The organism is Variovorax sp. P4_D9, assembly GCF_056401695.1.
On sequence record NZ_JBFUIU010000084.1, the window covers coordinates 1 to 18,950 of the forward strand.

Here is an 18,950-nt window from a genome sequence, read left to right on the forward strand (position 1 = left end):
CCCGGCCACCGCGCGCACCGCCGCGGCGCGGCCGGGCTCGATGCCGGCCTTGCGGGCCGCGTCCAGCACCGCGCGGGCGAGCGGATGCTCGCTGCCCGCCTGCAGCGTGGCGCTGGCCCGGAGAAGGTGGCCGGCGTCGCCGTCGACGGCCTCGGCGACCACCAATTCGGGGCGGCCTTCGGTCAGCGTGCCGGTCTTGTCGAAAGCCACCATGCCGACGCCGTGCGCGACCTCGAGCGCCTCGGCATCCTTGATGAGCACGCCATGCCGCGCGGCGACGCCGGTGCCGGCCATGATCGCTGTCGGCGTCGCCAGCCCGAGCGCGCAGGGGCAGGCGATGACCAGCACCGCGACCGCGTTGAGGATGGCGGTCTCCCATTGGCCGCTGCCGAGTCCCCAGGCCAGGAAAGTCAGCAGCGCGATGCCGATCACCACCGGCACGAAGACGCTGCTCACCTGGTCGACCAGGCGCTGGATCGGGGCCTTCTTCGCCTGCGCCGATTCGACCAGTCGAACGATCCGCGCCAGCGTCGTCTCGGCGCCGACCGCGGTGGTGCGCACCAGCAACAGGCCTTCGCCGTTGACCGAGCCACCGGTCACGGCGTCGTTCACCTGCTTGGCGACCGGCAGGCTCTCGCCGGTGATCAGCGATTCGTCGACCTCGCTGCTGCCTTCGACCACCCGGGCGTCGACCGGTACGCGCTCGCCCGGACGGATGACGACCAGGTCGTCGATCCGCACCTGTCCCAGCGGGAACTCCTGCTCGGCGCCGTTGCGGCGCACCCGGGCCCGCTCGGGGCGCAGCGCATGGAGCGCGCGGATCGCCTCGGTGGTCTGGCGCTTGGCCCGCGTCTCGAGCCACTTGCCCAGCAGCACCAGGGTGACGACCACTGCCGACGCGTCGAAGTAGAGATGCGGCGGCATGCCATGGCCGGCATGCGCTATGAGCAGGTAGACACTGAGCCCGTAGGCGGCGCTGGTGCCCAGGGCGACCAGCAGGTCCATGTTGCCGGCGCCGGCCTTCAGAGCCTTCCAGCCGGCGCGGTAGAAGCGGGCGCCGAGCCAGAACTGGACCGGCGTGGCCAGCGCCAGCTCCAGCCAGCCGGGAAGCATCCAGTCGCTGCCCACCAGCATCCCGAACATCGGCAGCACAAGCGGGGTCGACAGGATCGCCGCTGCGGCGACCGGCCAGCCTCCGTTGACGCGGTGGGTTGGCGCGGCGGCCACGCCGGCCTCTTCGAGGGCCGGCTCCTCGCCTTCGAGATGGGCCTGGCCGACGCCATAGCCGGCCTTCTCGATGGCGGCGCGCAGGCTGCCGAGCGCGACCCTGCCGTTGGTCCGCACGCTGGCCGCTTCGGTCGCCAGATTGACGCTGGCCTCGGTCACGCCGTCCACGGCACCCAGTGCCTTCTCGACGCGGGCGACGCAGGACGCGCAACTCATGCCTTCGATCGGCAGCGAGAACTCCTGGAAGCCGGCGGCRCCAGGCGAGAGTGCCAGGCTGCTGTTCATTGTTTGCTCCTGTCTTTCCAACCTCGCTCGGCGAGGAAATGGCGGAAGTATCAACCTTCCCATCATGGTAGGGTCAAGCCGCGCGCCGAGCCCCTCCTTCGCCATACGCCAATCGAAAGGCAGTATTTATTTGTTACATGCTTTTGCGCGAGGCGGCGCGCGTGCACCAGCTCAACCGGCTGCTCCGCAAGTGGGGCCTGTCGCCGACCTATCCCGGCGAATCGCCCCGGCTGGACGCCTTCAAGGCGCCGCTGGGCCGACTGTCCGGTTCGGCGCGCTATGCGCTGCGGAAGCTGGTGCGTCCGCAGTTTGCGCGAATCGGCCACCGATCCCGGGCTCCTTCTGAGCTTGCCGCTTCAGCGACGCATCATCTCGCGTGCACCGACCGCCGGCGCGTCGTTGCCCCAGGAGGCGCGCACGAAGGTCAGCACGGCCGCCACGTCGGTGTCGTCCAGCACCTGGTTGAACGGCGGCATGCCGTAGGGGCGCGGATTGCCGGCTGTGGCCGGCAGGAAGCCGCCGTGGCGCACCACCTGGATCAGGTTGGCGGTGGAATCCATCAGCACCGCCCGGTTGCCGGCGAGCGGGGGGTAGGCCCCCTGCGCCCCCTGGCCGACATCGCCGTGGCAGTAGGCGCAGCGCTGGTCATAGATCTTCGCGCCGCGTTCCATCACGCGGGCCTCGCGGCGCACCGGCGCATTGGAGGGCGAGGCGGCAGTGTCCGGCGCCGGCCCCGCTTGCGGCAGCGCTTTCAGGTACACGGCCATGGCGCGCAGGTCGGCCTCGTCCAGGTACTGGGTACTGCGAAACACCACGTCGGCCATCGGGCCCATCACCGAGCCGCGCGGCGAGCGGCCGGTTTGGAGCAGCGAAACGATGTCGTGCGGGTCCCAGTCGCCGACGCCGGCTTCGCGCCGCGAGGTCAGCGAGGGTGCATACCAGTTCTCGACCGGGATCAACCCACCCGAGAGTCCGAGCTTCTCTTCGGTGGCGCCGAGCACGTTGCGGGTGCCGTGGCAGGCGATGCAGTGGCCCAGGCCTTCAACCAGGTAGGCGCCGCGGTTCCATTCGGCCGGTCGGCCCGGGTCGGGGGCGAAGCTGCCCGGGGTGAATGACAGCGAGCGCCAGACTGCCAGTGCGGCCTGGGTGTCGTAGGGGAAGCGCAGCTTGTGCGCCAGGTTCGGCGTCGGCGCGGGTGGAATGCTCCGCAGGTAGGCGAACAGGGCGTCGGAATCCTCGCGCGTGACGCGCGTGAAGCTCGGATACGGGAAGGCCGGATAGAGCAGGCGCCCATCCTTCGAGCGGCCGTTGTGCATCGCGCGCCAGAAGTGGGCCGCGCTCCAGCCGCCGATGCCGGTCTTCGGGTCGGGCGTGAGGTTGCTCGAGAACACCGTGCCGAAGGGCGTCTCGATGCCGACGCCGCCGGCGTAGGCGGCGCCGCCGCGGGTCGTGTGGCAGCCGGCGCAGTTCCCTGCCAGCGCCAGGTAGCGCCCGCGCTCGACCTGCGCCGCGCTCGGTGCGACGGGTGCCGCCGCGATGTCTGGCAGCCGGTCCTCGCCGCGAAGGTTCAAGGCCACAATGGCCAGGGCTGCAAGCAGCGCCAGGGTCGCCAGGAAGGCCACGAAATAGAACAAGCGTCGCATGGCGGTTCAGTGATTCATCGCGCTGCAGGGCGTCGGCAGCGGGCCGGGGAGCACCGCCAGCGCCCGGGTGTCGACGGGCATCGGCTGCAGCGCCAGCCAGCTGGCCACGGCGTTGATGTCGGCGCTGCTGAGCTTGCGGCCGACCTCGGCCATGCAATCGGGCGCCAGCGCATGGCGGTCGTTGGTGAGCCAGGCGCCGAGCTGCGAGGAGAGATAGAGCCGCGGCAGGCCGACCAAGCCCGGAATGCCCGGCTGCACGCCGGTCAGCGCCTGGCCATGGCATTGCGCGCAGGCCGGTATGCCGCGCGCGGCATCGCCCTGGAACACCAGCGCCTTGCCGCGCGCCAGCATCTCGGGCGAGGCGTCAGTCTTGGCCGGAATCGGCGGGTAGGGGAGATCGAGCCCGGCGAAGTAGGCCGCCAGTTCGCGCAGGTAGGCGTCCGACAGGTGCTGCACCATGTGCGTCATGTCGGTATTGAAGCGGCGGCCGTCGCGGAAGCTCAGCAACTGGTTGAACAGGTAGCCCTCGGGCTTGCCCGACAGGCGCGGGAAGAAAGCGCTGTCGGTGCTGGCGCCTTCGCGGCCATGGCAGGCGATGCAGGCCGCGGCGCGCTGGGCGATGGTGTCGGGCACCTGCATCGGCGGCGTGGCGGCGGAGGCCGCCAGGCCCCAGGCGGCGAGCAGCAGGGTCTGCAGGAGGCGGTTGATTTTCATGCGTGGCAGCTTTTCTTCTTTCGCGCTCGAATGTCGGCGATCGGCGCCGAAAAGAACAGGCTCAGTGTGACGCCAATCGATCGGATCAGTTGCGCAGCGAACAGCTACAGTCGCCGGATGCGATTTCGATACCTCCAGATGCCGGGTTGGTTGCGGCTGCTGTGCAGCGCCGCGGTCGGCCTGCTGGTCGGCTTCGGGGTCGGAGGGTCGCCGTGGCCGATCGACGACGTTTCGCGCGGGCTGCTGGGCTGGTGCGTCGGGGCCACGGTCTACCTGCTGCCGGCCTGGTGGCTGGCCGAGACCTGCGATCCTGACCGCACCCGTTCGCGAGCCCAGTCGCAGGACCAGCCCAATGCGCTGATCCTGGCCATCATGGTGAGCGTGGTTGGCGTCAGCATGGTGGTCATCGCGATGCTGCTGCGGCGCGTGCCCCAGCTGTGCGGTGCACAGCGCATCGGCCACATCGTGCTCGGCCTGGTGGCGCTGACCGGCTCGTGGCTCATGATCCACACGATCTACGCCTTTCATTACGCGCACCGCTACTACCAGGCGGAGATCGATCCCAAGCCGCAGGGGCCGGGGCTCAAGTTTCCGGGCAAGCTGCCACCGGACTATTTCGACTTTCTGTACTACTCCTTCGTGGTCGGCATGACCTCGCAGGTGTCGGATGTGCAGGTCACTTCGCGCGAGATGCGCCGCATCACGCTGGTGCATGGCGTGCTGTCGTTCGCCTTCAACATGCTGGTGCTGGCGCTGTCCATCAATGTCGTCGCCTCTTCGATGCAGGCCGGCCCCGACACCGGCGCGTCAGCGGGCGTCGCGGCGGCGTCGGCCCAGCCTGACCAACCCTGTCGATAGCGCGACGCCGCAGACGATCACCGCCGCGCAGAGCAGCATCCACGAAGTGATCTGCTCGCCCAGGAAAACCGCGCCGTAGAACAGCGCGAACACCGGCACCAGGAATGTCACCGTGAGCGCGCGCGCCGGTCCGGCCCGCTCGATCAGCCGGAAGAACAGGATGTAAGCCAGGCCGGTGCAGGCGGTGCCTACCGCCAGCAGGGCCAGCCAGGCCTTCAGGCTCGGCATCTGCGTCGGCCACAGCCAGGCGGCGGGCAGCGCCAGCGCCAGCGTGGCGCCGATCTGGCTGCCGGTCGCGGTGGCCATCACAGGCACGCCGGTCAGGTACTTGCGGGTCAGGTTGGCCGAGAAGGCATAGCAGATGCAGGCCGCGAGGCAGGCCGCGATGGCCCAGCGCGCGGCGCTCTCGTCGGCGCCCGAATGGAAACCGGCGCTGCGGCCGGCCAGCATCGCCACGCCGGCAAAGCCGATCACCAGGCCGACGATGCGCGAGCGGTCGGGCCGGTCCTTGAACCAGGCCCAGGCCACCAGCGCGCCGAACATCGGCACCGTGGCGTTGATCACCGCTGCAAGCCCGCTGTTGATGGTCAGCAGCGCGAAGGAGAAGAAGGCGAAGGGCAGGCCCGAGTTCAGGATGCCGATGCCGAGCGCCGGCTTCCAGTGCTGCTGGAACGCCGGCCACTGGCCGCGCAGGAACAACAGCGGCAGCAGGAACAGCATCGCGATCGCGACCCGCACCGCCGCGGTCGGCAGGGCGCCGAACTCGGCCGCGCCGATGCGCATGAACAGGAAGGAAGCGCCCCACAGCGCGCCGAGCAGCAGCAGGTCGAGCAGCCAGGCGCGGCTGGCGGATTGAGGAAGCGGGGTCTTCGCGGCAATCTCGGCTTGCGGGCTGGCGGTGCAGTCTGCCTGGCTCACAACGCGCCTTCCAGTTCCAGCAGCGCCGTCTTGCGCTCGAGCCCGCCGGCGTAGCCGGTGAGCGAGCCGTCGGCGCCGAGCACCCGGTGGCAGGGCACGATCACGCTGATCGGATTGCGGCCGACCGCGGCCCCGACTGCGCGCACCGCGGCCGGCTTGCCGACCTCGGCGCTCAATGCGCCATAGCTGGTGGTTCGGCCGGCCGGGATGGCCAGCAGCGCCTGCCACACCGACTGCTGGAACGCGGTGCCGTGGGTCAGGTCCAGTGGCAGGTCGAAGTGGTCGCGCCGGCCGGCGAAGTAGTCGACGAGCTGGCTGGCGGCCTGGCGCAGCACCGGATGCGCATCGTCGGTCTGCCACCCGCGGGTGTCGGGCCAGTGGCGCTGGTGGTCGAACCAGGCGCCGGCGAGGCCCTGGTCGGTGGCGGCCAGGGTGATGCCGCCGAGCGGGCTGTCAATGTGGGTGCTGTGGAGGGTCGAGGTCTTGAACTTCATGGCGGTCAGGCGATGGCGCCGGCGCGGGTGAGTGTATGGGGTGCCGGGGTGGCCGCGTCCGCCGTCGGCGGCGGAGCGGGGCGGTGCCAGGCGCGCAGCACGGCGTAGCCGCGCCAGGGGCGCCAGGCTTGCGAGGCTTCGATGGCGGCGCGTGCCGTGCCGACGCCGAGCGCTTTCTGCAGCGCGATGTCGCCGGCCGGAAAGGCGTCGGGCCAGCGCAGCGCGCGCATCGCGATGTATTGCGCGGTCCAGTCGCCGATGCCCGGCAGCGCCTGCAGCGCCGCGAGCGTGGCCGGCAAATCGGCGCCGGCGTGCAGCGCGAGCCGGCCTCCCAGCATCTCCCGCGCGAGCGCCAGCAGCGCGGCCTGGCGCTGGCGCACGATGCCGAGCCGGCCCAGTGCGTCGCCGCTGGCGCCGGCGATCGCCGCCGGGGTCGGGAACAGCCGGTCGAGGCCCTCGATCGGCGTCGCGATCGGCTTGCCGAAGGCCTCGACCAGCCGCGAGCCCAGCGTGCGGGCGGCGGCCACCGTGATTTGCTGGCCCAGCACCGCGCGCACCGCGAGCTCGAAGCCGTCGACCGTGCCGGGCACGCGCAGGCCGTCGCCGTCGGGGAAGCTGGCATGCAGCACGCTGTTGATGACCATCGGCTCGGCGTCCAGGTCGAGCAGGGCGCGGACCCGGCTGATCACGGTCGGCAGCACCGCCGCGAGCGAATCGCCGACGCGCAGCAGCAGTTGCTCGCGCTCGGGGTCGAAGCGCAGCTGCAGCCAGCCCGCGAGGCTGCGGCCGGCCTGCGAGACCTGCAGCGTGCGCGCGAACCGGGGCTGGCCGCCGACGTCGCTCATCTGCTCGATGCCGCGCAGTGCCCGGCGGTCGAAGAAACCCAGCATCGCCTTGCTGTCGTAGGGCGGCCGATAGCCCAGCCGCACCTCGACCGATTCGCCTTCGCGGCCGCCCCTCGCGGCACCGGCGCGGCGCAGGGCGCTGGGATTCAGGCCGTAGTGCGTGACGAAGGTGGCATTGAAGCGGCGCACGCTGGCGAAGCCGCTGGCCAGCGCGACCTGGGTCATCGGCAGGCGGGTATCGGCGATCAGCTGCTTGGCGGCCAGCAGCCGGCGGGTCTGCAGGTACTGCAGCGGCGAGACTCCGAATTGCGACTCGAAGATGCGGCGCAGGTGGCGGTCGCTGACGCCGAGCCGGGCAGCGATGCGGGCGGCGCCCGGCCCGTCGTGGGTCCAGGCGTCGGGCTCGTCGATCAGGCGTGCGGCCTGGAGCGCCAGGATCCGCGAGGCATCCTCGGTTGACCAGCTGGCGGCGCGTGGCGCCAGTTCGGGCCGGCAGCGCAGGCAGGGCCTGAAACCGGCCGCCTCGGCCTGCGCGGCATGGCGAAAGAAGCAGCAGTTTTCGCGTCGCGGCAGCTTGACGCGGCAGACCGGCCGGCAATAGATGCCGGTGGAGGTCACGCCGGTGAAGAAAGAGCCATCGAAGCGCGCATCGTGGGCCTTCATGGCCAGGTAGCAGGCGTCGCTTTCGAGTCCGGCGGTGGAGGCGGGGGCGGCTGGCATGAGTGGAATGATAGGGCCGCAACCGCGCAGAAGTAGCCATTTTCGGACATCTGGCCCTTTGAGCCCATGCCTACAATGTTCTACGTTTTTGGAACTTTCAGGGGATAGCTTTCATGCAACTCAGCGCATCGATCTTCAAGGCCTACGACATTCGCGGCGTGGTACCCGCCACGCTCGACGCGGAAGTCGCCGAGGCGCTCGGCCGGGCCTTCGGCAGCGCCGCGCACGCGGCCGGCGAGAAGACCGTGGCGGTGGGCCGCGACGGCCGGCTGTCGGGGCCGGCGCTGGCCGACGCGCTGATCCAGGGCCTGGTCGCCACCGGCATCGAGGTGATCGATGTCGGCGCGGTCACCACGCCGATGCTCTATTTCGCCGCCCACACGCTGTGCCGCAGCGGCATCCAGGTCACCGGCAGCCACAACCCGAAGGACTACAACGGCTTCAAGATGGTGCTGGCCGGACGCGCGATCTACGGCGACGAGATCCAGGGCCTGCGCCAGGTCATGGAAGCGGGCAGCGCCCGGCTGGCCGGCGGGGGCAGCGTGCGCAAGGTCGACGTCACCGAGGCCTATACGCAGCGCATCGTGGGCGACATCAAGCTGGCAAGACCGCTGAAGATCGTGGTCGATTCGGGCAACGGCATCGCCGGCGCCTCGGCCCCGGCGATCCTGCGCGCCGTCGGCTGCGACGTGGTCGAGCTGTTCAGCGAGGTCGACGGCAATTTCCCCAACCACCATCCCGACCCGAGCAAGCCCGAGAATCTCAAGGACCTGATCGCCGCGCTGCAGGCGGGCGATGCCGAACTCGGCCTGGCCTTCGATGGTGACGGCGACCGCCTGGGCATCGTCACCAAGGACGGCAGCAACATCTATCCGGACCGGCAGATGATGCTGTTCGCGCAGGACGTTCTGTCGCGGGTGCCGGGCGGCACCATCGTCTACGACGTCAAGTGCTCGCAGCGGCTCGGCCCGGCGATTGCGGAGGCGGGCGGCAAGCCGCTGATCTACAAGACCGGCCACTCGCTGATCAAGGCCAAGATGAAGGAGATCGATTCACCTCTGGGCGGCGAGATGAGCGGCCACATCTTCTTCAAGGAGCGCTGGTTCGGCTTCGACGACGGCACCTATGCCGGCTGCCGCCTGCTCGAGATCTTGAGCAAGAGCCCGAATGCCAGCGACGTGCTCAACGCGCTGCCGACCAGCTTCTCGACCCCCGAACTGAACGTCGCCTGCGCCGAGGGCGAGCCCCACAGCGTGGTCGCCGGGCTGATCGAGAGCGCGAAGTTCGCGCCGCCGGCGCAGGTCTCGACCATCGACGGCGTGCGGGTCGACTGGCCCGACGGTTTCGGGCTGATCCGGGCATCGAACACGACCCCGGTGCTGGTGCTGCGCTTCGAGGGCCAGACCGAGGCCGCGCTACATCGCATCGAGGGCGAGATGCTGGCGCTGCTGCGCAGCGCCAAGCCCGACGCGAAGCTCGCAGAAGCTGCGCACTGAGACCGTCACGAGCGTGYGTTCGCTGCTGCTGCGCCTCTATGGCGCCTTCACCACCCTCGCCCAGCCGCTGGTGCGCCGCAAGCTGCGGCGTCGCGCCGCGGCCGAGCCCGGCTACGCGCATGCGGTCGAGGAGCGCTTCGGCCACTACGACGCCGACGCAGTCGGCACCGGCTGGTGCTGGGTCCACGCGGTCTCGCTCGGCGAGGCGCGTGCCGCCGGCATCCTGATCGACGAACTGCGCCGCCAGTACCCGGGCATCCCGATCCTGCTCACCAACGGCACCGCGACCGGCCGCGAAGAGGGCGCCAAGCTGCTCGAACCCGGCGACCTGCAGGTCTGGCAGCCCTGGGATTCGCCGGGCGCCGTGGCCCGCTTTCTCGATCGCTTCCGTCCGCGCATCGGCGTGCTGATGGAGACCGAGGTCTGGCCCGAGATGACCGCCGCCTGCACCGAGCGCGGCATCCCGCTGGTGCTGGCCAATGCGCGCCTGAACGAAAAATCGCTGGCCGGGGCCGAGCGCCTCGCCTGGCTGGCGCGGCCTGCCTACTCGGCGCTGGCCGCGGTCTGGGCCCAGACCGAGGCCGACTCGCATCGGCTGGTGTCGCTGGGCGCCAAGGTCGCGGGCATCTATGGCAACCTGAAGTTCGACGCCACGCCGGACATGCGGCAGCTCAACGCGGCCGCCAAGCTGCGCACCCAGCTGCTCCGGCCGATCGTGGTCTTCGCGAGTTCGCGCGACGGCGAGGAGCGGCAGCTGCTCGAGGTGCTCAAGCGCTTCGGTGCGCTGGCGCCGGTGCCGCCCGAGCAGGAAGCGGTCCAATCGATCGCCCGGCGCGTGCACGACGTGCAATGGATGATCGTGCCGCGGCATCCGCAGCGTTTCGACGAGGTCGCGGCGCTGGTCGAGTCGCATGGTTTCGCGGTCGCCCGCCGCAGCGCCGCGGGCGCCCCGGCCGAGGCCGAGATCTGGCTCGGCGACTCGCTCGGCGAGATGGCCCTCTACTACGGCCTGGCCGATGTCGCGCTGCTGGGCGGCAGCTTCGAACCGCTGGGCGGCCAGAACCTGATCGAGGCCGCCGCCTGCGGCTGTCCGGTGATCATGGGGCCCTCCACCTTCAACTTTGCCGAAGCTGCCGAGCTGTCTCTCGCGGCCGGCGCCTCGCAGCGGGTGCCGGACATGGAGCACGCGGTGACGGCGGCGCTCAAGCTGACCGAGAACCCCGAGCGCCGCGAGGCGATGGCGCAGGCCGCGCTGGCCTTCGCCAACGCCAACCGCGGCGCCGCCGAGCGCACGGCCCGTGCGCTGCTGACGATCGCGGAGGCCGCCTCGCCGGTGGGCGAGGATCGGGCGGAGCCGCGGCTGGAGTAGGACGAGGATCCTCATGCGCATCGAACACATCGCCCTGTGGACCCGGGACCTCGAGCGCGTCAAGCGCTTCTACGTCGACTACTTCGGGGCCGTGGCCGGCAGCGGCTACGTCAATCCGGCCAAGGGCTTCGCGTCCTGTTTCCTGAGCTTCGAGGACGGTGCGCGGATCGAAGCGATGACCACCACGACGCTGACGCCGGTCGCCATCGAGCCGGGCGCCCAACGCATGGGGCTGACGCATTTCGCGGTCTCGCTGGGCTCCGAACGAGGGGTCGACGAATTGACGCAGCGCTTGAAGGCCGACGGTTATCTGGTGCTCGACGGCCCCCGACGAACCGGCGATGGCTACTACGAGAGCGTGGTCCTGGACCCGGACGGCAACCGGGTGGAAATCACCGCCTGAGCAATTCGGGGTGGCCTTGTCGATTGACAAGCACTCGCCAATGTATATACTTATTGTATATATTTCAGGGGCCAGCATGCCGTACGCGCGCGTCTTCCAGTCCGGCAACAGCCAAGCGGTTCGACTTCCCAAGGAATTCCGGTTCAACACCGACCAGGTCGAGATCTTTCGCCAGGGGAACGACGTCGTCTTGCGGGAACGGCCTGCCAGCGCGGTCGCGATCCTGGATGCTCTGGTCCGCATGCCTGCCGATTTCATGGCCAACGGCCGCGGCGACAGCCCGCCCCAGGAACGCGAGACGCTCTGAATGGCCATCCGTTTCCTGCTCGACACCAACATCTGCATCTACATTGCCAAGCACAACCCCCCAGGCGTGCGGGCACGCTTCGAGCAACTCGATGCCGAGGCGCTGGCCATGTCGGTCATCACCTTCGGCGAGCTGCGCCACGGCGCGGAAATGAGCCAGGCCCGCAGCAAGGCGATGGCCGTGCTGCAGCAGCTGCAAAGCGCCATCCAGATCGTGCCGCTGACTGAAGCGGTGAGCCAGCACTACGGCGAGATTCGCAGCAGCCTCGAGCGCGCAGGTCAACCCATCGGCAACAACGACTTGTGGATCGCTGCGCATGCCCGGGCCGAAGGCTGGGTGCTCGTCACCAACAATGAACGCGAGTTCCGCCGGGTGAAGGGGCTGGCGGTCGAAAACTGGGTGGCAGGGTCCTGAGGATTCAGCGCCCGAGCAATTCGGGCCGATGGGCCGGCGGCAGCAGGTAGCCGTCGCGATAGATGCCCTGGATCAGTCCGCTGACGCGGTCGTTGGAGCGGGCCGTGACGAACTCGCGCTCGGCCGTCTGGTAGACCACGATCGTGCAGGGCGTGCGCTTGCTGAGCGTGCGGGCGACGCCGGTGGCCTGGCTGGAGGTGGGGTAGGTGTTCATGAAAACCTTATCGGCAGCCTGTGCCAATGCTGAAGGGCAGGCCCGCAGACGCCTGCTTCTGAAGGATGCGCGGCGGCTGCTCTGAGCTCAGGCGCCTCCCTTGAAGAACGCATTGAGCTCATTGCCGGCCGCGGCATCCGCGAAGCCGTCGAAGCGCCCCTCGTCCGCGATGCCGCGCGCCGCACGAATGAATCCACCCCATGCCGCGCGCGCCAACGCGCCGCCGACGCTGACCCGGCGTACGCCGAGCGCCTCGATGTCCTTCATCGTGAGCTCGCTGGTCGATCCGACCAGCAGGTTGACCGGCTTCGGCGCCACCGCGGCGACCACGGCCGCGATCTGCTCGCGGGTGCGGATGCCCGGCGCGTAGAGGCAGTCGGCACCGGCCTCGGCATAGGCCTTCAGCCGCGCGATGGCGTCGTCGAGGTCGGGCCGGCCGGCGAAGAAATTCTCGGCCCGCCCGACCAGCAGCACGTCGCCGCCGGCCTCGTCGATGGCGGCGCGGGCGGCGCGAAGCCGGGACACCGCGATGTCGATGTCATACAGCGGATGCGCCGGGTCGCCGGTCGAATCCTCGATCGAGAGGCCGGCCACGCCGGTGTCGATCGCCATCCGAACGCTGGCTGCAACGCCGGTCGGAACGGCGGCGAAGCCGTTCTCGAAATCGGCATTCACGGGCAGGTCGGTGGCCGCCACGATGTCGCGCAGATGGGCCAGCACCGCCTCGCGCGAGAGGGCGCCGTCGGGCCGGCCCCGCGACCAGGCGCAGCCCGAACTGGTTGTGGCCAACGCCTTGAATCCGAGGCCGGCGARGTAGCGTGCGCTGCCGACGTCCCAGGGATTCGGGATCACGAAGCAGCCCGCGGCATGGAGCGAGCGGAGGTCGGCGCGTTTTTCTGCAACGGTGCGTGTCATGGCAGTCTCCTGGCGATGCATTTTGCACCCTACCGCCGGGTAGGAAATGAACAACCGCTTCTGTGACGTGAGCCCGCCCCAGCCCACCCAGCCCGAATCGCGAACCGCCTAGCGTCGCGGCGGCAGCACGATCTCCGGCGGCGGAGGCGGTACCGGCATCGTCGGCGGCTGCGGATTGAAGGGTGGCGTGATGACTGGCGGCACGATCGGAATGGCGGACGGCGCCGGCGAGGGCAGCGAGGCCGGCGGCACCGGCACCGGGCTCTGCGTCGCCGCCGAGGGCTGGGTCGGCGAGGCTTCGCTCTGGACGCTGGCACGGCCGCCGATCGCCAGCGTGTCGTTGATCGCCTGCAGATCGTCGGCGCTCAGCGTGCCGTTGGCCTGCCGCAGCTTGAGGTTGCCCACCAGCACGTTGTAGCGCGCCACCGCGAGGTCGCGCTTGGTCTGGAACAGTTGCGCCTGCGAGTTGAGCACGTCGATGTTGATGCGCACGCCCACCTGGTAGCCCAGCCGGTTGGCGTCGAGCGCGCTCTGGCTCGAGGCCTCGGCGGCTTCCAGCGCCTTTACCTGGCCGGCGCCCGAGATCAGTCCGAGGTAGGCCGAGCGCGTGGCCTGCGAGACGCTGCGGCGGGTCGACTCCAGCGTCTGGCGCGAGTTTTCCTCGAGTGCCAGCGTTTCCTTCAAGCGGTTCTCGGTCGCGAAGCCCGCGAACAGCGGCATGTTGAAGACCAGCGCGATGCTCGCGGCATTGACGCGCACCTTGCCGGTGGTCGTGCTGGTCGTGGTGCCGTTCGGGTTGTTGGTGACGTTGTAGCCCAGCTGCGCATCGAGCGTCGGCTTGTAGCCGGCCTTGGCCTTCTCGACCTCGAGCTTCGCCACCTCGAGGCCCAGCCGCGCCTGGTCGATGGCCGGGTGAACCTCGTCGGCCTGGCCGACCCAGGCATTGATGTCCGCCGGTTGCACCGCCGGCAGCGCCACCGGCGCCGCCAGCGGGATCGGCTGGGTGCCGGTGCGACCGACCAGCTGATCGAGCACGATCTTCTTGACCTGCAGGTCATTCTCGGCGGCGATCTCCTGGGCCAGCACCAGGTCGTAGCGGGCCTGGGCCTCGCGCGTGTCGGTAATGGTCGAGGTGCCGACCTCGAAGTTGCGCTTGGCCGAGGCGAGCTGCTCGGCCACGCCGATCTTTTGTGCCCGCACCAGCGCCAGACTGTCCTGGCTCGACAGCACGTCGAAGTAGGCCTGGCTCACGCGCACGACGAGATCCTGCTCGGCGATCTTGAGGATGTCATCGGCGATATCGAGCTGCCGCTTGCTCTGCTCGTAGGTGGCCCAGTTGGCCGGCCGGTAGAGCGGCTGCGTGGCATTGATGCCGGCCGCCTGCGTCGGGATGCCGCGGTTGAGAAAGGCGTTGTCGGTCGAGAGTTCCTGATGGGTCGCCGTGGCGTTGGCCGACACCCCGACCGCCGGCAGGATGCCCGCCTTGGCCTGCGCGGCCCGTGCCAGATTGGCGTCGTATTGCGCCCGTGCGCCCTGGTAGGTGGCGTCGTACCCGCGCGCCGCGTCATAGAGTTCGATCAGGCTCTGGCCATGGGCCGGCAGCGCGATTGCCGCCGCGAACAGGGTCGCGAGCGCTGCCGAAAGAGGAAGAGGCCTGGGAACGGGCATGAAGCGTCCTTGGGTTCAGAAAACTCGTTGACTTGGAAGCCGTGAGGGGTCAGTAGCGGGGCACGGCGGGGTCGTGCTGGGCCGACCAGGCATCGATGCCGCCGGCGATGTTCGCCACCTCGTCGAAGCCGTTCTGCGCCAGGAACGCGGCCACTCGCTGGCTGCGTGCGCCGTGGTGGCAGAGACAGGCGATGCGCTGGCCCGGATCGAGCTCGCCGACGCGGGCCGGAATCTCGTTCATCGGGATCGTCGCCAGCGTGAAGCCCTGCGGCGCCACCTTCGCGGTCTGCAGTTCCCAGGGCTCGCGCACGTCGAGCACGACCGGCGTCGCGTTGGGATTCCTGGCGAACCAGTCGGCGAGCTCGGACGGGCGGATTTGGTCGATCATGAAGGGGGCGGATCAGAAGTTGAAGCGGGAGGGAACGGGGAAGTTCAGCAGTCGCGGCGCCACGATGTCCCAGGGCTGCAGCACATCCCATTTGGCCTCGCCGGCGCGGGTCACGAAGTGGGCGCGCATCATCGGTTCGTCGCCGACGATGGCCGCCAGCCGGCCGCCGATGTTGAGCGAGCCCAGCAGGCCTTGCGGGATGCGGGCAACCGAGCCGCTCAGCACGATGACGTCGAAGGTCGGCCCGCTGGGCAGCGGCATGGCGCCGTCGGCGTTGCGCACCTCGACGTTCATGACGCCATTGCGGCGCAGGTTGCCGGCGGCGATGGCCGCCAGGCCGGGGTCGATTTCCAGGCTCAGCACCTGGGCCGCGCAGTGGGCCAGCAAGGCGGCCATGAAGCCCGTGCCGGAACCGATCTCGAGCACGCTCTCGTGCTTCTGGATGTGCAGGTCCTGCAGCATGCGGGCCTCGACCTTGGGCGACAGCATGCACTGGCCGGGCTCGCGGGCGGTGCTGGCGCCTTCGAGCGGGATTTCCATGTCGAAGAAGGCCAGCGCACGGTGCGCCTCGGGCACGTAGTCCTCGCGCCGGATCTGGGCCAGCAGGTCGAGGATGTCGAGATTGAGCACGTCCCAAGGACGGATCTGCTGTTCGATCATGTTGAAGCGCAGGCGCTCGAGCGTGGGGGTGGGGTTCATGGGGTCTCTCCTCGCGGAATCAGGACAAACTTTCGATTTTAGGCGCCGGCACGGGCGTCGCCTCGGCGGCCGGCTGGGTCTTGCCGGCCCAGCGGCGGCGGGCCCAGTTGGCCAGGTCGTCCATGTAGCAATAGACCACCGGCACCACCACCAGCGTCAGCAGCGACGAGGTGATGACGCCGCCGATCACCGCCTGGCCCATCGGTGCGCGCTGCTCGGAGCCCTCGCTGATCGCGAAGGCCAGCGGCACCATGCCGAAGATCATCGCCAGCGTGGTCATCAGGATCGGGCGCAGCCGTACCCGGGCGGCCAGCAGCAGGGCCTCGGCGCGCGGCAGGCCGGGCACCGGCGTGCCGTCCTCGGCGACGCCGGGCGCGCGGGCGCGGATCGCGAAGTCGACCAGCAGGATCGCGTTCTTGGTCACTAGGCCCATCAGCATGACGACGCCGATGATCGAGAACATCGACAGCGTCGAGCGGAAGATCAGCAGCGCCAGCACGACGCCGATCAAGGTCAGCGGCAGGGCGGTCATGAGCGCCAACGGCTGCAGGAAGCTCCTGAACTGGCTGGCCAGGATCATGTAGATGAAGATCACCGCCAGCGCCAGCGCCGAGACCGCATAGCCGAAGGACTCCTGCATGTTCTTGGTCGAGCCGCTGAACTGCCAGCCGTAGCCCGGCGGGAAGGCGATGCCGGCCAGCGCCGTGCGGATGTCGGCCGAGACCTCGCCGGCCGAGCGGGCGTCGACATTGGCGTTGATGCTCACCTCGCGCGCCAGCGCGCGGCGGTTGATCTGGTTCGGGCCGGTGGATTCGCGCACCTCGGCCACCTGCGCGAGGCGCACGATGCGGCTCGAGCCGTCGGCATTGGCGCCGACCGCGGTGCTCAGGAAGGGCAGGCGGGCCAGGTCGGCCGGCGAGTTGCGCACCTCGGGCGCCAGCCGGACGTTGACGTCGTAGGTCTGGTCGTCGGGGGCGCGCCAGTTGCCCACCGTGGTGCCGGCCACCAGCGTGCGCAGCGCCGAGGCGATCGGCGCCACGCCGAGTCCGAGGTCGGAGGCGGCATCGCGCCGGATCACCACGCTGACCGTCGGCTTGTCGGGCTTGAGGCTGGAGTCGAGGTCGACCAGGCCCGGGATCGGGCGGATCGACTCCATCACCTTCCGGCTCAGGCGTTCGAGTTCCTTCAGGTCGGGCCCCTGCAGCGAGAACTCGATCGGCTTGTTGCCGCCGACCGAGTCGCGCAGGCCGACGTGCGTCACGGTGATGCCGGGGATCGAGCGCAGCCGCTCGCGCAGTACCGTCGACATCTGGTCGACGCTGCGGCTGCGCTGCCGGCGGTCGACCAGCCGCACGTAGAGGCTTGCGTAGATCTTGCCCTGGGCGTCGCCGCTGTTGATGGTGGTAAGCGTGTAGCGCACCTCGGGCATCTCGCGCAGCACCGCCTCGACCTGTTGCGCCTTGGCCTCGGTCACTTCGAGCGACGAGCCGACCGGCGTGTAGAAGCTGATCGCGGTCTCGGAGAAATCGGCCTTGGGCACGAACTCGGTGCCCAGCAGCGGCACCATGAAGATGCTGCCGATGAAGATGCCGACTGCCGCCAGCACCGTGGCCAGCTTGTGCACCAGCGACCAGCGCAGGATGCCCTGGTAGCCCTCGGCGAGCCGTTCGGTGGCGCGGTCGAACCAGCCGGTCACGCGGCCGATGGTCTTGTCGTAGAAGGTGACCGGGGCCTCGTTCTTGCCGTGCTTGTCGATCGCGGGGTCGTGCCAGATGCTCGACATCATCGGATCGAGCGTGAAGCTCACGAACATCGAGATCATCACGGCCGCCACGATCGTGATGCCGAACTCGTGGAAGAACTTGCCGATGATGCCTTCCATGAAGCCGATCGGCAGGAACACCGCGACGATCGACAGGGTGGTCGCCAGCACGGCTAGGCCGATCTCCTGGGTGCCGTCGAGCGAGGCCTGGTAGGGCGCCTTGCCCATCTGCACGTGGCGCACGATGTTCTCGCGCACGACGATCGCGTCGTCGATCAGGAGGCCGACGCATAGCGACAGCGCCATCAGCGTGATCATGTTGATCGTGAAGCCGAACATCGCCATGAACCAGAAGGTGCCGATCAGCGCGATCGGCAGGGTCAGGCCGGTGATGACGGTCGAGCGCCACGAGTTCAGGAACAGGAACACGATCAGCACCGTGAGCAGCGCGCCTTCGATCAGCGTCTGCCGAACGTTCCGCACGGCGACGCGGATCGGCCGCGAGGCATCGGCGATTGGCTCCAGCCGCACGCCCGGCGGCAGTTGCGATTTGATCTCGGCGATCGCCTTGACCAGGCCGTCGACCACCTGGATGGTGTTCTCGTCCTGCGCCTTCTGCACCGACAGCAGCAGCGTGCGCTGGCCGTTGTAGAGCGCCAGGCTGTCGATCTCCTGGGCGCCGTCGCGCACCGTCGCCACCTGGTCGACGCGGATCGGCGCGCCGCCCTTGCGGGCGACGATGATGCGGCCGAAGTCTTCGGGCCGCTCCATGCGGGCGTCGATCTGCACCACGCGGTCCTGCTCGAGCGAACGCACCGAGCCGACCGGCAGCGCCTGGTTCTCGCTGCGCACCGCATCGACCACCTGGCTGGCGCTGACGCCGAAGGCCTCCATGGCCTGCGGATTGAGATAGATGTTGATCTCGCGCTTGGTGCCGCCGACCAGCGTCACCGAGCCGACGCCGCGCACGTTCTCGAGGCGCTTCTTGAGTACCTGGTCGGCCCAGTTCGTCAGCTCGACGGCGCTGGGTTGCGTCTCCTTCGGGCCTTCGGGCAGCACCGCCACCGACCACACCGCGCGCGAGGCCGGGTCGAAGCGCAGCACGCGCGGATCCTTGACCTCGTCGCGGAACAGCGGCCGCACGCCGGCCACCTTCTCGCGCACGTCCTCGGCGGCCTTGCGGCCGTCGACATAGAGCTGGAACTCGATGATGACGACCGACTGGCCTTCATAGCTGCGCGAGGTCAGCGCATTGATGCCGGCGATCGAGTTGACGCCTTCCTCGATCTTCTTGGTGACTTCGCTCTCGACGATCTCGGGCGAGGCGCCCGGGTACTCGGTGATCACCACCACCACCGGGAAGTCGATGTTCGGGAACTGGTCGACCTGCAGCCGCTGATATGAGAAGGCGCCCAGCACCACCAGCGCGAGCATCAGCATGGTCGCGAAGACCGGGTTCTTGAGACTGACGCGGGTGAACCACATGCTGTTTGACCCTCAGGGCGCGCTGCGYGCCGAAGGAGCGGCGGCCGGCGCCGGCGTCGCGGCCACCGGCATCAGCCGCACCGCCGTGCCCTGGCGCAGCGGCCCGAGGCTGCCGGCCACCACCAG

At 69.4% G+C, this 18,950-nt stretch carries 18 protein-coding genes; 6 read left to right on the forward strand and 12 right to left on the reverse strand.

What is annotated here, in order from left to right; all coding sequences use genetic code 11:
* From AC1DY5_RS12075 to AC1DY5_RS12085, 3 genes are all read right to left on the reverse strand, one after another.
* Window positions 1–1,512, reverse strand: a 1,512-nt coding sequence (locus AC1DY5_RS12075) for a heavy metal translocating P-type ATPase (protein ID WP_478111539.1), incomplete at its 3' end; no start/stop codon positions are given.
* A 356-nt stretch (window positions 1,513–1,868) separates the two neighbouring features.
* Window positions 1,869–3,155, reverse strand: a complete 1,287-nt coding sequence (locus tag AC1DY5_RS12080; protein WP_478111541.1) for a c-type cytochrome — start codon at window positions 3,153–3,155, stop codon at window positions 1,869–1,871.
* Window positions 3,156–3,161: 6 nt separating this feature from the next.
* Window positions 3,162–3,869 carry a c-type cytochrome gene (locus AC1DY5_RS12085; RefSeq protein WP_478111543.1) on the reverse strand — a complete coding sequence of 236 codons (708 nt, stop codon included), beginning with the start codon at window positions 3,867–3,869 and terminating at the stop codon, window positions 3,162–3,164.
* A gap of 117 nt (window positions 3,870–3,986) precedes the next feature.
* Here AC1DY5_RS12085 and AC1DY5_RS12090 point away from each other — a divergent pair, with 117 nt between their 5' ends.
* A complete protein-coding gene (locus AC1DY5_RS12090) occupies window positions 3,987–4,727 on the forward strand; it encodes a DUF1345 domain-containing protein (RefSeq protein WP_478111545.1) in 741 nt (246 codons plus the stop codon).
* Here the strand turns inward: AC1DY5_RS12090 and AC1DY5_RS12095 are convergent.
* From AC1DY5_RS12095 to AC1DY5_RS12105, 3 genes are read right to left on the reverse strand one after another with little or no spacing between them, the layout of a single operon-like run.
* Window positions 4,677–5,606, reverse strand: a complete 930-nt coding sequence (locus tag AC1DY5_RS12095; RefSeq protein WP_478111568.1) for a DMT family transporter — start codon at window positions 5,604–5,606, stop codon at window positions 4,677–4,679. The genes AC1DY5_RS12090 and AC1DY5_RS12095 overlap by 51 nt on opposite strands.
* Before the next feature lie 35 nt (window positions 5,607–5,641).
* On the reverse strand, window positions 5,642–6,139 hold the full coding sequence (locus AC1DY5_RS12100; protein WP_478111547.1) for a methylated-DNA--[protein]-cysteine S-methyltransferase: 498 nt from the start codon (window positions 6,137–6,139) through the stop codon (window positions 5,642–5,644).
* 5 nt (window positions 6,140–6,144) lie between these two features.
* Entirely contained in the window at window positions 6,145–7,704 is a 1,560-nt protein-coding gene (locus AC1DY5_RS12105; protein WP_478111549.1) for a DNA-3-methyladenine glycosylase 2 family protein, read from the reverse strand.
* Between the two features lie 113 nt (window positions 7,705–7,817).
* Here AC1DY5_RS12105 and AC1DY5_RS12110 point away from each other — a divergent pair, with 113 nt between their 5' ends.
* From AC1DY5_RS12110 to vapC, 5 genes are all read left to right on the forward strand, one after another.
* A complete protein-coding gene (locus AC1DY5_RS12110; RefSeq protein WP_478111551.1) occupies window positions 7,818–9,200 on the forward strand; it encodes a phosphomannomutase/phosphoglucomutase in 1,383 nt (460 codons plus the stop codon).
* Between the two features lie 13 nt (window positions 9,201–9,213).
* Window positions 9,214–10,569, forward strand: coding sequence for a 3-deoxy-D-manno-octulosonic acid transferase (locus AC1DY5_RS12115; RefSeq protein ID WP_478111552.1), 1,356 nt, complete (start codon window positions 9,214–9,216; stop codon window positions 10,567–10,569).
* A gap of 13 nt (window positions 10,570–10,582) precedes the next feature.
* On the forward strand, window positions 10,583–10,972 hold the full coding sequence (locus AC1DY5_RS12120) for a VOC family protein (RefSeq protein ID WP_478111554.1): 390 nt from the start codon (window positions 10,583–10,585) through the stop codon (window positions 10,970–10,972).
* Between the two features lie 76 nt (window positions 10,973–11,048).
* The gene (locus AC1DY5_RS12125; RefSeq protein ID WP_478111555.1) at window positions 11,049–11,279 is read left to right on the forward strand and encodes an antitoxin; all 231 of its coding nucleotides are present in this window, start codon (window positions 11,049–11,051) and stop codon (window positions 11,277–11,279) included.
* Window positions 11,280–11,693 carry a type II toxin-antitoxin system tRNA(fMet)-specific endonuclease VapC gene (vapC, locus tag AC1DY5_RS12130; protein WP_478111556.1) on the forward strand — a complete coding sequence of 138 codons (414 nt, stop codon included), beginning with the start codon at window positions 11,280–11,282 and terminating at the stop codon, window positions 11,691–11,693.
* A 4-nt stretch (window positions 11,694–11,697) separates the two neighbouring features.
* Here the strand turns inward: vapC and AC1DY5_RS12135 are convergent, their stop codons facing one another.
* The 6 genes from AC1DY5_RS12135 to AC1DY5_RS12160 form a co-directional block, all read right to left on the reverse strand.
* Window positions 11,698–11,907, reverse strand: coding sequence for a hypothetical protein (locus tag AC1DY5_RS12135; RefSeq protein ID WP_478111557.1), 210 nt, complete (start codon window positions 11,905–11,907; stop codon window positions 11,698–11,700).
* Between the two features lie 87 nt (window positions 11,908–11,994).
* A complete protein-coding gene (locus tag AC1DY5_RS12140) occupies window positions 11,995–12,822 on the reverse strand; it encodes an isocitrate lyase/PEP mutase family protein (protein WP_478111559.1) in 828 nt (275 codons plus the stop codon).
* 108 nt (window positions 12,823–12,930) lie between these two features.
* Window positions 12,931–14,490: a TolC family outer membrane protein gene (locus AC1DY5_RS12145; protein ID WP_478111561.1), complete on the reverse strand. Its 1,560-nt coding sequence runs from the start codon at window positions 14,488–14,490 to the stop codon at window positions 12,931–12,933.
* A gap of 49 nt (window positions 14,491–14,539) precedes the next feature.
* The gene (locus AC1DY5_RS12150; protein WP_478111563.1) at window positions 14,540–14,878 is read right to left on the reverse strand and encodes a rhodanese-like domain-containing protein; all 339 of its coding nucleotides are present in this window, start codon (window positions 14,876–14,878) and stop codon (window positions 14,540–14,542) included.
* A gap of 12 nt (window positions 14,879–14,890) precedes the next feature.
* Window positions 14,891–15,577, reverse strand: coding sequence for a protein-L-isoaspartate O-methyltransferase family protein (locus tag AC1DY5_RS12155; RefSeq protein WP_478111564.1), 687 nt, complete (start codon window positions 15,575–15,577; stop codon window positions 14,891–14,893).
* Between the two features lie 19 nt (window positions 15,578–15,596).
* On the reverse strand, window positions 15,597–18,824 hold the full coding sequence (locus AC1DY5_RS12160; protein WP_478111566.1) for an efflux RND transporter permease subunit: 3,228 nt from the start codon (window positions 18,822–18,824) through the stop codon (window positions 15,597–15,599).
* Window positions 18,825–18,950 lie beyond the last annotated feature (126 nt).